This window comes from Pseudomonas sp. 273 (assembly GCF_029201425.1).
Lineage (GTDB): Bacteria > Pseudomonadota > Gammaproteobacteria > Pseudomonadales > Pseudomonadaceae > Pseudomonas > Pseudomonas delhiensis.
This window is the reverse complement of record NZ_CP116775.1, coordinates 3,854,354-3,867,702: the sequence shown is the minus strand read 5'-3', so window position 1 is coordinate 3,867,702 and position 13,349 is coordinate 3,854,354. Positions and strand designations below refer to the sequence as shown.

12 protein-coding genes and 1 pseudogene are annotated in these 13,349 nt (G+C 70.3%); 6 read left to right on the top strand and 7 right to left on the bottom strand.

The window, feature by feature from the left end:
- Positions 1 to 48 precede the first annotated feature (48 nt).
- Both PKO50_RS17685 and PKO50_RS17680 read right to left on the bottom strand, forming a co-directional pair.
- Entirely contained in the window at positions 49 to 609 is a 561-nt protein-coding gene (locus PKO50_RS17685; RefSeq protein WP_089392401.1) for a TetR/AcrR family transcriptional regulator, read from the bottom strand.
- A gap of 130 nt (positions 610 to 739) precedes the next feature.
- Positions 740 to 1,924, bottom strand: coding sequence for an acetyl-CoA C-acyltransferase family protein (locus PKO50_RS17680; protein ID WP_275626769.1), 1,185 nt, complete (start codon positions 1,922 to 1,924; stop codon positions 740 to 742).
- A 101-nt stretch (positions 1,925 to 2,025) separates the two neighbouring features.
- On the opposite strand from PKO50_RS17680, the gene PKO50_RS17675 reads away from it, so the two are divergent.
- A complete protein-coding gene (locus PKO50_RS17675) occupies positions 2,026 to 3,084 on the top strand; it encodes an AraC family transcriptional regulator (RefSeq protein WP_275626768.1) in 1,059 nt (352 codons plus the stop codon).
- Between the two features lie 111 nt (positions 3,085 to 3,195).
- The gene (locus PKO50_RS17670; RefSeq protein ID WP_275626767.1) at positions 3,196 to 4,047 is read left to right on the top strand and encodes a CAP domain-containing protein; all 852 of its coding nucleotides are present in this window, start codon (positions 3,196 to 3,198) and stop codon (positions 4,045 to 4,047) included.
- Positions 4,048 to 4,427: 380 nt separating this feature from the next.
- Here PKO50_RS17670 and PKO50_RS17665 read toward each other — a convergent pair whose 3' ends face one another.
- The 3 genes and pseudogenes from PKO50_RS17665 to PKO50_RS17655 form a co-directional block, all read right to left on the bottom strand.
- Positions 4,428 to 4,805 (bottom strand): NUDIX domain-containing protein, encoded by a 378-nt coding sequence (locus PKO50_RS17665; protein WP_089392399.1) that lies wholly within the window; start codon positions 4,803 to 4,805, stop codon positions 4,428 to 4,430.
- A 454-nt stretch (positions 4,806 to 5,259) separates the two neighbouring features.
- Positions 5,260 to 6,572 (bottom strand): annotated as a pseudogene (locus PKO50_RS17660) (FAD-binding oxidoreductase).
- A gap of 206 nt (positions 6,573 to 6,778) precedes the next feature.
- Positions 6,779 to 8,143, bottom strand: coding sequence for a glutamine synthetase family protein (locus PKO50_RS17655; RefSeq protein ID WP_275626766.1), 1,365 nt, complete (start codon positions 8,141 to 8,143; stop codon positions 6,779 to 6,781).
- A gap of 513 nt (positions 8,144 to 8,656) precedes the next feature.
- Here PKO50_RS17655 and PKO50_RS17650 point away from each other — a divergent pair.
- Together PKO50_RS17650 and PKO50_RS17645 are read left to right on the top strand one after the other, a co-directional pair.
- Positions 8,657 to 8,926, top strand: coding sequence for a MoaD/ThiS family protein (locus tag PKO50_RS17650; protein ID WP_275630493.1), 270 nt, complete (start codon positions 8,657 to 8,659; stop codon positions 8,924 to 8,926).
- Positions 8,927 to 8,936: 10 nt separating this feature from the next.
- A complete protein-coding gene (locus tag PKO50_RS17645) occupies positions 8,937 to 10,040 on the top strand; it encodes an exo-alpha-sialidase (RefSeq protein ID WP_275626765.1) in 1,104 nt (367 codons plus the stop codon).
- On the opposite strand, the gene PKO50_RS17640 is transcribed toward PKO50_RS17645, so the two are convergent.
- Together PKO50_RS17640 and PKO50_RS17635 are read right to left on the bottom strand one after the other, a co-directional pair.
- Entirely contained in the window at positions 10,037 to 10,300 is a 264-nt protein-coding gene (locus PKO50_RS17640) for a hypothetical protein (protein ID WP_089392393.1), read from the bottom strand. The genes PKO50_RS17645 and PKO50_RS17640 overlap by 4 nt on opposite strands.
- Before the next feature lie 80 nt (positions 10,301 to 10,380).
- Positions 10,381 to 11,274 (bottom strand): LysR family transcriptional regulator, encoded by an 894-nt coding sequence (locus PKO50_RS17635; RefSeq protein WP_275626764.1) that lies wholly within the window; start codon positions 11,272 to 11,274, stop codon positions 10,381 to 10,383.
- 84 nt (positions 11,275 to 11,358) lie between these two features.
- Here PKO50_RS17635 and PKO50_RS17630 point away from each other — a divergent pair, with 84 nt between their 5' ends.
- Positions 11,359 to 12,135: an NAD(P)H-dependent oxidoreductase gene (locus PKO50_RS17630; RefSeq protein ID WP_275626763.1), complete on the top strand. Its 777-nt coding sequence runs from the start codon at positions 11,359 to 11,361 to the stop codon at positions 12,133 to 12,135.
- Between the two features lie 422 nt (positions 12,136 to 12,557).
- Positions 12,558 to 13,304, top strand: coding sequence for a CatB-related O-acetyltransferase (locus PKO50_RS17625; protein ID WP_275626762.1), 747 nt, complete (start codon positions 12,558 to 12,560; stop codon positions 13,302 to 13,304).
- Positions 13,305 to 13,349 lie beyond the last annotated feature (45 nt).

Below are 13,349 nucleotides of genomic sequence, written 5' to 3'. Positions count from 1 at the left end.
TGCGCTTCTGAGCCGCCGAGGGGCCGGCACCCTGCCGGCCCCGAGGCTTCAACCGGCAGGCGCCAGCGCGGCGGTCAGCGAGCGCAGCAGGGTGGCGCAGCGCTGCTCGCGGTCCTGCGGGTAGCGGGCGAGCCACAGGGGCAGGTGCTCGAACAGCTCCAGGGTGGGCTGGCAGGCCTGGCCGGGGCTGGCGTAGCCGGCCGCGCCCAGCAGCGCATCGAGCTTCTGGCCGAGCTGCCGGCGCAGCCGCTCGACGCACTGGCGCTGCTCGTCGGTGAGGCAGCCGGCGTCGCGGGTTGCCAACTGGAAGTGCAGGGGGTTGCTCTCGTACAACGCCAGCAGCCCTTCGACCACCCGTTGCAGGGCTGCCCTGGGGCAGCCGCGCAGCTGGCGCCGGTCGAACAGCGAAAGCAGCGCCAGGTAGTGTTCCTCGATGAACTCCAGCAGCAGCTCTTCCTTGCTTGCGCAATGGCTGTAGAGCGAGCCCGCGGTCAGCTCCAGGTGGCGCGCCAGTTCGCGCAGGCTGACCTGGGCGAAGCCGCGCCGGGCGAAGAGTTCCAGGGCCTTGGGGCGGTTGCGCGCGAAACGCGAGCCGGAAGTGGCGGTCATCTGGGCACCTGTACGTCGTGGCTGGCGGGCGGTGTGGCGGCCGCTCGCCGGGAAGGCGCGCCGAAAGGGCGGCCGGCCGGCGCGGGGCCCGCTTCGTGGGTTGGGCCCCGCCCCTGGCCGGCCGGCCCGATCAGACGCGTTCGAAGATCACGGCGATGCCCTGGCCGCCGCCGATGCACATGGTGGCCAGCGCGTAGCGGCCCTTGATGCGCTGCAGCTCGTGGATGGCCTTGGTGGCGATGATGGCGCCGGAGGCGCCGATGGGGTGGCCCAGGGAGATGCCGGAACCATTGGGGTTCACCTTCTGCGGGTCGAAGCCCAGCTCGCGGCTGACCGCGCAGGCCTGGGCGGCGAAGGCTTCGTTGGACTCGATCACGTCCAGGTCGGCCACGCTCAGGCCGGCGCGCTGCAGGGCCAGGCGGGTGGCCGGGATGGGGCCCAGGCCCATCAGGGTGGGCTCGACGCCGGCGTGGGCATAGGCCACCACCCGCGCCATGGGCTGCAGGTTCTCGCTCTTCACGGCCTCGGCGGTGGCCAGCAGCAGGGCGCCGGCGCCGTCGTTCAGGCCCGAGGCGTTGCCGGCGGTGACGCTGCCGTCCTCGATGAAAGCCGGCTTCATCTTCGCCAGTTGCTCCAGGCTGGCCTCGGCGCGCACGTGCTCGTCCACCTCGAACAGGCTGGTGCCCTTGCGGCTGCGGATCTCCACCGGCACGATCTGCCCGGCGAAGCGGCCTTCGGCGATGGCCCGGGCGGCGCGCTGCTGGCTCTGCAGGGCCAGGGCGTCCTGGTCCTCGCGGGTGATGCCGTGCTGCTTGGCGATGTTCTCGGCGGTGATGCCCATGTGGATGCCGTGCAGCGGGTCCTGCAGGGCGCCGAGCATGTAGTCGAGCATCTTCACGTCGCCCATGCGCGCGCCCCAGCGGGCGCTGGGCACCAGGTAGCCGGACTGGCTCATGCACTCGGCGCCGCCGGCGAGGGCGATGCGCGAGTCGCCCAGCATCAGGCCCTGGGCGGCGCTGACGATGGCCTGCAGGCCCGAGCCGCACAGGCGGTTGACGGTGAAGGCCGGGGCCTCCTTGGGAATGCCGGCCTGCAGCGCCGCCACGCGGCTGATGTAGGCGTCCTTGGGCGTGGTGGGGATGACGTGGCCGAACACCACGTGCTCGACCCGCTGCGCGTCGCAGTTGGCGCGCGCCAGCGCGGCCTGGGCGACCAGGGTGGCGAGCTGGGCGGGCGGGGTGTCCTTGAGGGTGCCGCCGAAGGTACCGATGGCGGTGCGCACCGCGCTGATGACGAAGACTTCAGGTCTGTTCATGGGAAGGGCTCCTGGCAGAATGGCGAGCAGTCTAGAAGGCGATGCCACGGCGTCCTATGCCAGAATTGCGCAGTCCCGGCTGACGGATTTGGACATATCGGATGATGAAAACCGCCCAGGGCCCTGCGGAAGAGACCGGCACCCGGCGCCGGCGCGACTCGGTGGCGGCCTACTTCGTGAAGGCCGCGCTGCACCGCCTGGCCGACCGCCCGCAACGCGCCGGCGAACTGCTGGCGCAGGCCGGCATCGAGCCGCACTGGCTGGACGACCCGCTGCACCGCGTGCCGGCGGACGCGGTGACGCGCCTGTGGCTGCTGCTCACCGAGGAGCTGGGCGACGAGTTCTTCGCCTTCGATTCCGCCGGCCTGCCGCGCGGCGCCTTCGCCCTGGTCTGCCGCAGCGTGCTGCACGAGCCGGACCTGGGCCACGCCCTGCGCCAGTGCCTGGCCGGCTTCAACCTGTTCCTGCGCGATATCCGCGCGCACCTGGAGCTGCGCGGCAACCGCGAGGCCATCGTGCTGCAGACGCGCATCGACGACGCCACCTTGCGCGGCGTCGCCGAGGAAATCTACCTGAGCATGGTCATCGGCGTGGCCTGCTGGCTGGTGGGGCGGCGCATCAACCCCGACCGCGCCCGCTTCGGCCACCCGCAACCGCCCCACGGCGCCGAGCCGCTGCTGTGGGGGCCGTGGATCCGCTTCGACGCCGAGCGCACCGAACTGGAGTTCAACGCCCAGCAGCTGGCGCTGCCGGTGATCCGCAACTTCGCCAGCCTCAAGCAGTTCCTGCGCCAGGCCCCGGAGGGCGTGGTGGTGCGCTTCCGCAACCGCTCCGGGCTGTCGGCCAAGGTCTACCGCCGGCTGAAGGCCTGCAGTGACCTGGACTGGCCATCCCAGGCGCAGATGGCCGCGCAGCTGGCGCTGAGCGAGTCGGCCTTCCGCCGCCAGCTGGAGCGCGAAGGCTTCTCCTACCAGACCATCAAGCACGAGGTGCGCCGGGCGCTGGCCTTCGAGTGCCTCGACGACGCGCGCCTGAGCATCGCCGAGATCGCCGCGCGCTGCGGCTTCCAGGAGCCCAGCGCGTTCCACCGGGCGTTCCGCCAATGGACGGGCATGAGCCCCGGGCGCTACCGCGCGGCCCGCGCCAAGGATGGGGGCTGAGCGGCTCCCGGCGGCGCTGAACCTTGGCCGGCGGCGGCAGTCTGAGGCTGGCCGCGGTGCCCCAGTGGGCGCCGCCCGTGTCGTCCACCCAGCCCGAGTCCAGCGTTGCTCATGCGCCCCATCGCCCGCCGTCTGCCGTCGTGTCTGTCGTTCCTGTTCTGCCTTTCGCCCCTGCTGGCCCACGCCGGCGAGGAAAGCCGCCTGCTGGCGGCCATCAACGCCTACCGCGCGCACCCCTCGGGGTGCGCCGGGAGCACGCCGCGGCGCCTGCCGCCGCTGAGGGCGCAGGCCAGCCTGGCGCTGCCGGTGGGCTTTGGCGGCGGCCTGCGCGAGGAAGTACGGGCAGCCGGCTACCAGGCGCAGGTGGTGCGCAGCGTCCGCCTGGTGGGCGCGGCCGATGCCGATGAAGCCTTCGGCATGCTGCGCGAGCGCTATTGCTCGGCGCTGCTGGACCCGCAGTTCGCCGACGCCGGCGTAAGCCGCGCCCGCGGCGAGTGGCGCCTGGTGCTGGCGCGCTCGACGGGCGGCGGCACCCTGGAGGACCCGCGCGCGGCAGGCCGGGCGCTGCTGGCCGAGGTCAACGCGGCGCGCTCGCGGGCAAGGCTGTGCGGCGGCCGGCGCTTCGCCGCGGCCCGCCCGCTGAGCTGGAGCCCGGCGCTGGGCGCGGCGGCGCAGGCGCACAGCCGGGCCATGGCGCGCGGCAACTACTTCGCCCACCGCGACCCCGACGGCGACACCCCGGCCGACCGCGCCCGCGCCGCCGGCTACCGCGGCCGCCAGATCGGCGAGAACATCGCCGCCGGGCAGGGCTCGACGAGCCAGGCCATGGCGAGCTGGCTGGCCAGCCCCGGGCATTGCGCCAACCTGATGAACCCGATGTTCACCCAGGTCGGCGCGGCCTACGCCAGCGAGGCGCGCAGCGACCAGGGGGTGTACTGGACCATGCTGTTCGGCGCGCCTTGAGAGAGTGGGCGGTAGGGCGCGCTTGCTACTGCGCGGCCCACCGCTGCATTCCCCTGTAGGAGCGCGCCCTGCGCGCGAAATCGCGGGCAGGGCCCGCTCCTACGGGAGATACCGTGCCTCGTGGTGGGCTGTAGGCGCCGGCCTCCAGTTGCACGGAACTGCGCCGTTCGTAGGGCGCATAACGCCTACGGCGTTATCCGCCATCGTTCGTGGGCATGGGTGCATTGGTCAACGGCGGATAACCGCGAACGGTTATTCGCCCTACGGTTCCAGGAAGCACGGACGTAGGAGCGGACTCCGTCCGCGATGAGCCCCGCCTCGGCGGTGACGCCTATTGGCTGAAACTGACGCTGCCGTTCCGGGGGGAGGGGCCCGCCGCGTCACTGCGGCGGGCGCTGGCAGTCCTTGAGCAGGCGCTTGATGGCCTTGTTGACGTTGCGCTTGGCCAGTTCGTCCAGGGAGAACCAGCGGCAATCGGCGATCTCGTTCTGCGGGCGGGGGTTCTGCGGCTCGGGCAGGGCGGCCTCGAACACGTAGTGGAGGGTCTGGTACAGCTCCAGCGGGGCGAGGTAGGCCATGGCCTCCACCTGCAGGCCGGTCTCTTCGGCCAGTTCGCGCTGTGCTGCCTGGCTCGGTGCCTCGTCGGCCTCGATGCGGCCGCCGGGCAGGTTCCATTTGCGCCGGGCCTTGCGCACGAAAAGGATCTTGTCGTCCTGGCGGCAGATGATTGTCGCCCGTTCCTTGATCGCACTACCCATGGGCACCCCCTGATACTGCTTGCCGCATATACCTGTAATAGCAGACAACGCTTGTCATGAATTTGTCACAAAAAAGATGAAGCAAGAACGACGCCAGTTGCAGCCGGGCCCTGCGGGCACCGGTGCCGGCCGCTGCGGGCGCGCAGGATACGTGGCCGGGTACGCACCGCTCCAGTTGGAACTATTGAATCCGGCAATGGAAATTTCTGATTGATCGGCAGGAAAGATGAGTGGCTTTGGGGCGTGCATCGCGTAGGGCGGATAACCGTTCACGGTTATCCGCCGCCGGCCGGCATGCCGGTGCCCGGGGGCGACGGCGTGGGAGCTCTTCGTAGGATGGAGGGGGCGCCTGGCTCTTGCGCGTGAATGAGCCACGCTGCGGAATCCGTTCGCGAGCAAGCTCGCTCCTACGAAAAGCCGTCCTTCCGCGAGGCGGGGCCCGCAGCCGCGGGGCTCAGCGGAATTTCTCCAGCATCTGGTAGTACCACATGCCGGCCGCCAGCATCGGGTTGCCGAAGACGTCGCCCAGGGGCACCTTCACGTGCTTGCACTGGGCGAAGGTGTCGAATTTCTCCAGGTCGCCGCTCATGGCCGTGGCCATGATCTCGCCCATGATGTGGGTGGTGGCCACGCCGTGGCCGGAGTAGCCCTGGCAGTACCAGACGTTGTCCGAGAGCTTGCCCAGCTGCGGGATGCGGTTCATCACGATGCCCATGGCGCAGCTCCACTGGAACTCGATCTCCACGCCCTTGAGCACCGGGAAGGTGCGCTCGATGCACGGGCGCAGTTCGCCGGCGATGTCCCGCGAGTCGCGCCCGGAGTAGTTGGCGCCGCCGCCGAACAGCAGGCGGCCGTCGGCGGTCAGGCGGTAGTAGTCGAGCACGAAGCGGCAGTCGTACACCGCCAGGTCCTGCGGGTTGATGCGCCTGGCCAGCTCGCCCAGCGGCCTCGTGGTGACGATGCCGCCCATGGCCGGGAAGATCATGCCCTTGAGCCGCTTGCGCTCCAGCTTGTGGTAGACGTCGCCGGCCAGCAGCACCTGGGCGGCGTTGATCCGCCCGCCGTTGGTGACCACGGCCGGGCGCGGGCCGTGGACGATGTCCAGCACCTCTGAATGCTCGAAGATCAGCCCGCCCAGGCTTTCCAGGGCCTTGGCCTCGCCGATGCACAGGTTGAGCGGGTGCAGGTGCATGTTGCGCATATTCTTGATGGCGCCGCAGTAGAGGTCGCTTTCCAGGTGCTGGCGCACGCCGGCGGCGTCGAGCAGGCTGACTTCGTCGCCCATGCCGCGGCGCACGGCTTCTTCATAGGAGGTCTCCAGCTCGGCCATGTGCGAGGGCTTCATGGCCGCGTGCAGGTGGCCGAACTTGAGGTCGCAGGCGATGCCGTATTTTTCCACGCGGTTGCGGATGATCTCGTGGCCGCGCCAGCGCAGGTGCCAGATGAAGTCGTCGACGTCCTGGCCCAGCCACTGCTGCATCTGCTTGCGCATGGCGGCGTCGCCGGAGAGGCTGCCGGTGACCTGGCCGCCGTTGCGCCCGCTGGCGCCCCAGCCGACCTTGTTGGTCTCGACGAGGGCCACCTTGTAGCCGCGCTCGGCCAGCTCCACGGCGGTGGTCACGCCGGTGAAGCCGCCGCCGATGATGGCGATGTCGACGTTCACCTCGCCTTGCAGGGTGGGGTAGTCGGTTTCCACGGCGAGGCTGGCGGAGTAGTAGGAAGGCGCGCGCTCGGGGCGGGCCTGGCGGGTTTCAGTGCGGCGTTCATTTTTGTGTTTTTCCTGTTGTCTGGGTTCCCTCTCCCTAGCCCTCTCCCTGAAGGGAGAGGGGACTGGATCGGAGCGGGCTTTTGATTCGGTTTCAGCCGGTTGCGCTGGTGTTTCCGGAGGGCACGATTCCCATCTCGGCACGGATGCTCCCTCTCCCTTCAGGGAGAGGGCTGGGGAGAGGGGCTCTTGGCTCTCAGCTTCATGCTCAAGCCTGGTGCAGATACCACCGCCAATCCTGCTCCCCGACCTCGCCCATGAACTGGCGGTACTCCGCCTGCTTCACCTTGAGGTACACGCCCAGGAACTCACGCCCCAGCGCGTCCCGCGCCCAGCTGGAGCGCTCCAGCGCGCGCAGCGAGGTGAGCCAGTCGGTGGGCAGCAGTTCCTTGGCCTGGGCGTAGCCGTTGCCTTCCACCGGCGCGCCCGGGTCGATGTCTTCGCGGATGCCGCGGTGGATGCCGGCGAGGATGGCCGCCGCCGCCAGGTAGGGGTTGGCGTCGGCACCGCAGATGCGGTGCTCGATGTGCCGGGTGTGGGCCGGCCCGCCCGGTACGCGCAGGCTGACGGTGCGGTTGTCGCAACCCCAGGTCGGCGCCAGCGGCGCGTAGCTGTTGGCCTGGAAGCGCCGGTAGGAATTGGCGTTGGGGCAGAACAGCAGCAGCGAGTCGAGCAGGCTCTCGAGCATGCCGCCCACCGCCTGGCGCAGCAGCGGCGTGCCGGCCGGGTCTTCGCTGGCGAAGAGGTTTTCGCCCTCGGCATCGGCCAGGGACACGTGCATGTGCATGCCGGTGCCGGCCAGGTCGTCGAAGGGCTTGGCCATGAAGCAGGCCTGCATCCCGTGCTTGTGCGCCACGCCTTTCACCAGGCGCTTGTAGCGCACGGCCTGGTCCATGGCGGTGAGGGCGTCGCCATGCTCCAGGGTGATCTCCACCTGGCCGGGGGCGTACTCGGAGATGGCGGTGCGCGCCGGGATGCCCTGGGCCTTGCAGGCGGCATAGAGGTCGGCGAGGAAGGGTTCGATCTGCTCCAGCTCGCGCAGGCCGTAGACCTGGGTGGAGCGCGGCCGGCCGCCGTCGGCGTCCAGCGCCGGTTGCGGGCGGCCGTTGGCGTCGCGCCTGGCGTCCAGCAGGTAGAACTCCAGCTCGCAGGCCATCACCGGGTGGTAGCCGGCGGCCTTCAGCTCGTCGATCACCTTGACCAGCACGTGGCGCGGGTCGGCGATGTCGGCCGGCTTGCCTTCGACCGGGTGCATGCTGACCTGCACCGCGGCGGTGGGGATCTGCCGCCAGGGCAGGCGCACCAGGCTGCCTTCCAGCGGGTAGGCGCGGCAGTCGATGTCGCCGACGTCCCACACCAGCCCGGAATCCTCCACGTCCTCGCCATGCAGGGTGAGGCCGAGGATGGTGCTCGGCAAGGGCCGGCCGGACTCGTACACCGCCAGCAGTTCCTCGCGGTGCAGCAGCTTGCCGCGGGGCACGCCGTTGGCGTCGAGGATGAACAGCTCGACCATCTCGATGTCGGGGTTGGCGGCCAGGAAGGCCTGGGCCTCTTGCTCGGGAGCGAATTTCATTGTTGTTCTCGCATAGCGCCGATGGGCGCGCTGATGACCTGCACGGCCGGGCTGCGGCGGGGCAGGCGATGCTATGGCTACGGCTGGACCGCGGAGCGTGTGTCGCTTGCGTTCAGCGTAGTGCCGGCGAAGGGCCGGGCGCGGGGCGCCCGTCAGCGTGCGGCGCTATCCGGTGGACGCGCGTGGCGGCAGTGCCAGAGCGCCCAGAAGGCCAGCTCCAGCGGCAGCGAGAGGGGTTGCAGGCGTAGCCAGCGGCAGCGTTCGCGCGGCAGGCGCAGGGGCTCTGCCCGGGGGCGGAGGCGCTGGCGGCGGCGAAGTGCTGTTGCAGAAGGTGCATGGGTGGCTGCGTGGAGGACGATGCCCGGAGACTGGCACAGGCGATGGGTGCTTTAAATGTGAATCTAGTGGAACTCAGTTGAGCGAAATCGAAACTGATTGCCGCCCGGTCGATCCGCGCCGCCGGCGTCGGCCATGCCGCCTAAACTGAGCGAAACCCGTCAAGCCGCGCAGCCCATGGCCCACATCGTCTTCGCCCCGTCCATCCAGCGCCACGTCGAGGTACCCGAGCAGGACCTGCCCGGCGCCACCCTTGGCGGCCTGCTGGAAGGCGTGTTCGCTCGGCACCCGCGCCTGCGCGGCTACCTGCTGGACGACCAGGGCGGCCTGCGCCGGCATGTCACCGTGTTCATCGACGGCCTGCGCCTGCGCGACCGCCATGGCCTGGGCGATGCCCTGGCGGCCGACAGCGAGGTGTACGTGGTGCAGGCGCTGTCGGGTGGCTGAAGGAGGAAGCATGGACGATCGACTGCTGGTGGCCACGCGCAAGGGCCTGTTCACCTTTCTCAACGACCGTGGCGCCTGGCACGAGGCGGGCCAGGACTTCCTCGGCGAGCCGGTGAACATGCTGCTGGCCGACCCCCGCGACGACACCCTCTACGCGGCGCTGGACCTGGGCCACTTCGGCTGCAAGCTGTGGCGCAAGCCCAGCGGCGCCGACTGGCAGGAGTGCGCGGTGCCGGTCTACCCGCCGCAGCCGGACGCCTTGCCCGAGCCGGCCGAAGGCGATGCTCCCCAGGCGCCCTGGAGCCTGCAACTGATCTGGTGCCTGGAGACCGGCGGCACCGACCAGGCCGGCACCCTCTGGGCCGGGACCATTCCCGGCGGCCTGTTCCGCAGCGACGACCGTGGCGACAGCTGGACGCTCAACCGCCCGCTGTGGGACCGCCCCGAGCGCGCCCGCTGGTTCGGCGGCGGCTACGACTGGCCGGGCATCCACTCCGTCAGCGTCGACCCGCGTGACAGCCGCCACCTCACCGTCGGCGTGTCCTGCGGCGGCGTCTGGCAGAGCCACGACGAAGGCGCCAGCTGGCGCAACACCACCGCCGGCATGTACGCCGACTACATGCCGCCGGAGCTGCGCGAGGACGGCGCCATCCAGGATCCGCACCGCCTGGTGCATTGCCCGGCGCAGCCGGACCGGCTGTGGGTGCAGCACCACAACGGCATCTTCACCTCCAGCGATGGCGGCGTTCACTGGCGCGACGTGCCGGCCCGGCCTTCCAGCTTCGGCTTCGCCGTGGCCGTGCATCCCACCCGGCCGGACACCGCCTGGTTCGTCCCGGCGGTCAGGGACGTCTGCCGCATCCCGGTGGCCGGGCGCCTGCTGGTCAACCGCACGGAGGATGGCGGCAAGAGCTTCCAGGCCCTGGACCATGGCCTGCCCCAGGGCCCGTGCTACGACCTGGTGTACCGCCACGGCCTGGCCGTGGACGACGACGGCGAACGCCTGGCCATGGGTTCGACCACCGGCGGCCTGTGGCTGTCGGAGGATGGCGGCGAGCGCTGGGAATGCCTGTCCGCGCACCTGCCGCCGATCTACTGCGTGCGTTTCGGCTAGGGCCGGCCGTCGCGTTCGTCCTGCTTCTGGTAGTGCGCCAGGACCATCCGCGCCGGGATCAGCGCCGCCAGGCCCAATACCCCGCAAAGGGTGATGATGCTCGTGCCGGTGGGGTCGTCCAGGCTGTCGCCCAGGGCCGCCAGGCCAATGGTCAGCAGGATCATCACCAGGCCGAACCATTGCGCCATCTGCGCCCAGCGCAGCAGCATGGCGCGGCGCGCCTCGTGCAGGTGGAAATCCGGGTGGCTGTGCTGCCGCATGCTCGTGTCCTCCTCCTGTTCTCGCACCAGCCTACGCCGCTGAGGGCGTCGGCGGCGGCGGCCGGCCGAGCGGTAGGCCGTCACACCGCCGCGGCGATGAACCCCCGCAGCCACTGGTGCGCCGGGTCGCGGTGCGCGCGTTCGTGCCAGAGCATCGACATCTCGTACCCCGGCACCTCCAGCGGCGCTTCCACCATGCGCAGGCCGCTGTCCGGGCGCACCAGGCGTTGCGGCAGCATGGCCACCAGGTCGGTGCTGGCCAGCACCGGGGCGACGAACTGGAAGTGCGGCACCGACAGCACCACCCGGCGCTCGCGGCCCAGCCCGGCCAGGGTCTTGTCGGTGGGGCCGTGGAAGCCGCCGCCGTCCGGCGAGACGATCACCTGCTCCAGCTGGCAGAACCGATCCAGGCTGGGCCGGCGTTTCAGCCGCGGGTGGCCGGCGCGGCCGACCAGCACGTAGCGTTCCTGGAACAGCGGGCGCCGGCGCAGCCCTTCGGGAGCGTCCTCGGTGGTGTGGAACACCAGGTCGGCGTCGCCCTGTTCCAGTTGCCTGACGATCAGCGCCGGCTGCAGCGGCAACAGCGCCAGGCGCGTGCCCGGGGCCGCCTCGCGCAGGCCGCGCAGGGCCGGCAGCATCACGGTGGCCTCGCTGTAGTCGGAGGCCACCAGGCGCCAGGTGTTGTTCGCGGTGCCGGGGTTGAACGGCTCGCTCGGCGCCACCGCCCGCTCCAGTGCCGCCAGGGCCTGGCGCAGGGGCTCGCGCAGCGCCTCGGCGCGGGCGGTGGGACGCATGCCGCGGGGGCCGGGCAGCAGCAGCGGGTCGTCGAACAGCTCGCGCAGCCTGGCCAGTTGCACGCTCACCGAGGGCTGGGAGAAGTGCAGGCGCTGCGCGGCGCGGGTGACGTTGTGCTCGGCCAGCAGCACGTCGAGGGTCACCAGCAGGTTCAGGTCCAGGGTGCGCAGATTGGTCATGACTATACCTGGTGTAATGGATATTCATTTCCACTATACCGTGGGCAACGCCATGCTGCGGCCATCCACTTTTTGGAGACCGCCATGAACATCCTCATCGTCTATGCCCACCCCGAACCCCGCTCGCTCAACGGCTCGCTCAAGGACTTCGCCGTGCGCCGCCTGCAGGCCGCCGGCCACCAGGTGCAGGTGTCCGACCTCTACGCCATGGGCTGGAAGGCCCCGCTGGATGCAGCCGACAGCCTGGACGGCGCGGCCGCCGGGCGCTTCGACCCCTCCGAGGATTCCCGCCGCGCCTACGCCGGCGGCCGGCAGAGCGCCGACATCGCCGCCGAGCAGGCCAAGCTGCGCTGGGCCGACGCGCTGATCCTGCAGTTCCCGCTGTGGTGGTTCTCCATGCCGGCCATCCTCAAGGGCTGGGTCGAGCGCGTGTACGCCTATGGCTTCGCCTACGGCGTGGGCGAGCACTCCGATGCGCGCTGGGGCGACCGCTACGGCGAGGGCAGCCTGGCCGGCAAGCGGGCCATGCTGGTGGTCACCACCGGCGGCTGGGAGTCGCACTACAGCGCCCGTGGCATCAACGGGCCGATCGACGACCTGCTGTTCCCCATCCACCACGGCATCCTCTACTACCCGGGCTTCGAGGTGCTGCCGGCGTTCCTGGTGTACCGCGCCGGGCGCATGGACGAGGCCCGCTATGCCGCCATCGAGCAGGCCTATGGCGAGCGCCTGGACAGGCTGTTCAGCGCCGCGCCCCTCCCGTTCCGCCGGCAGAACGCTGGGGACTACGAGATACCCGCGCTGACCTTGCGTGAGGATATTGCACCGCAGTTGACTGGCTTTGCTGCGCATCTGGGGTGACAGTCTCGATGGGGGCGGTGCACCGCTTTTCGTAGGAGCGAGCTTGCTCGCGAACGGCGTGAACCGGCCACTTCGCTGCATGGGCTTGACCACGGTCCCCTCTCCCCAGCCCTCTCCCTGAAGGGAGAGGGGCTAGACCGTGCCGAGATAAGGAATGGTTTCAGCCGGAAACCACCTTGCCTGCCGGCTGACTCGGGAAAAGCAGACCGCACCGAACGGTCCCCTCTCCCTTCAGGGAGAGGGTTAGGGAGAGGGAAAGGCGCCAGACCGAAACACCGAAGTCACCGGTGAGCACCGTTCGCGAGCAAGCTCGCTCCTACGAAAAGCAACTCACACCCCCGCAATTCACTTCAACCGAACCTTGCACGTATCCCGCCTGTCAGAGGTCCGTATCGGAAAAAATACAAAAGGACCACGGACCCATGTTGAAGAGCTGGCGCAACAGCCGCTGGAAGCACTGGCTGGAAGAGCACGACATCGAATTCCGCAGCGGCGTCAGCCGCCTGGGGCGCGGGAAGCGCCTGCTGGTCGAGGCGCCCGGCAGCATCGGCGAGGCGGAGTTCAAGATCTACCGCGACGAGATGCATATCGGCGCCTTCTCCACCATCCGCGCCACCAGCTTCCACCGCATCTCGCACATCGGCCGCTTCAGCTCCACCGGCCAGCACTGCCGTGTCGGCCTGGCTGCCCGTGCGCACCCGATGGACTGGCTGAGCACCAGCTCGGTGCAGTACGAGCCAGGGGTGTTCGACCGCTACGACACGCCGCGCCAGCGCTACGAGGACACCGACGCCGACACCTGGATCGGCAACGACGCCTTCATCGGCGAGGGGGCGGTGGTGATGAGCGGGGTGAAGGTCCACGATGGCGCCGTGGTGGCGGCCATGTCCGTGGTGACCCGCGACGTGCCGCCCTACGCCATAGTCGCCGGCTCGCCGGCGAAGGTGGTGCGCTACCGCTTCCCGGCGGAAATCCGCGAGCGCCTGCTGGCCAGCCGCTGGTGGGACCTGGCGCCGGCGCAGATCGCCGCCTTGCCGCTGCAACGCATCGAGGCGGCGCTGGAGCGCGTCGAGGCCCTGCGCGCCAGCGGCGAGGCGCGCCCGCCGGTCTACCCGAACATCGAAATCCGCCGCCAGGGCTGCCGCCTGCTGTCCGAGGGCGCCGGCTAGCCCGGTACGGAGCGGCAGCGCTGCGCCGCCCCGTACGGAACGCCC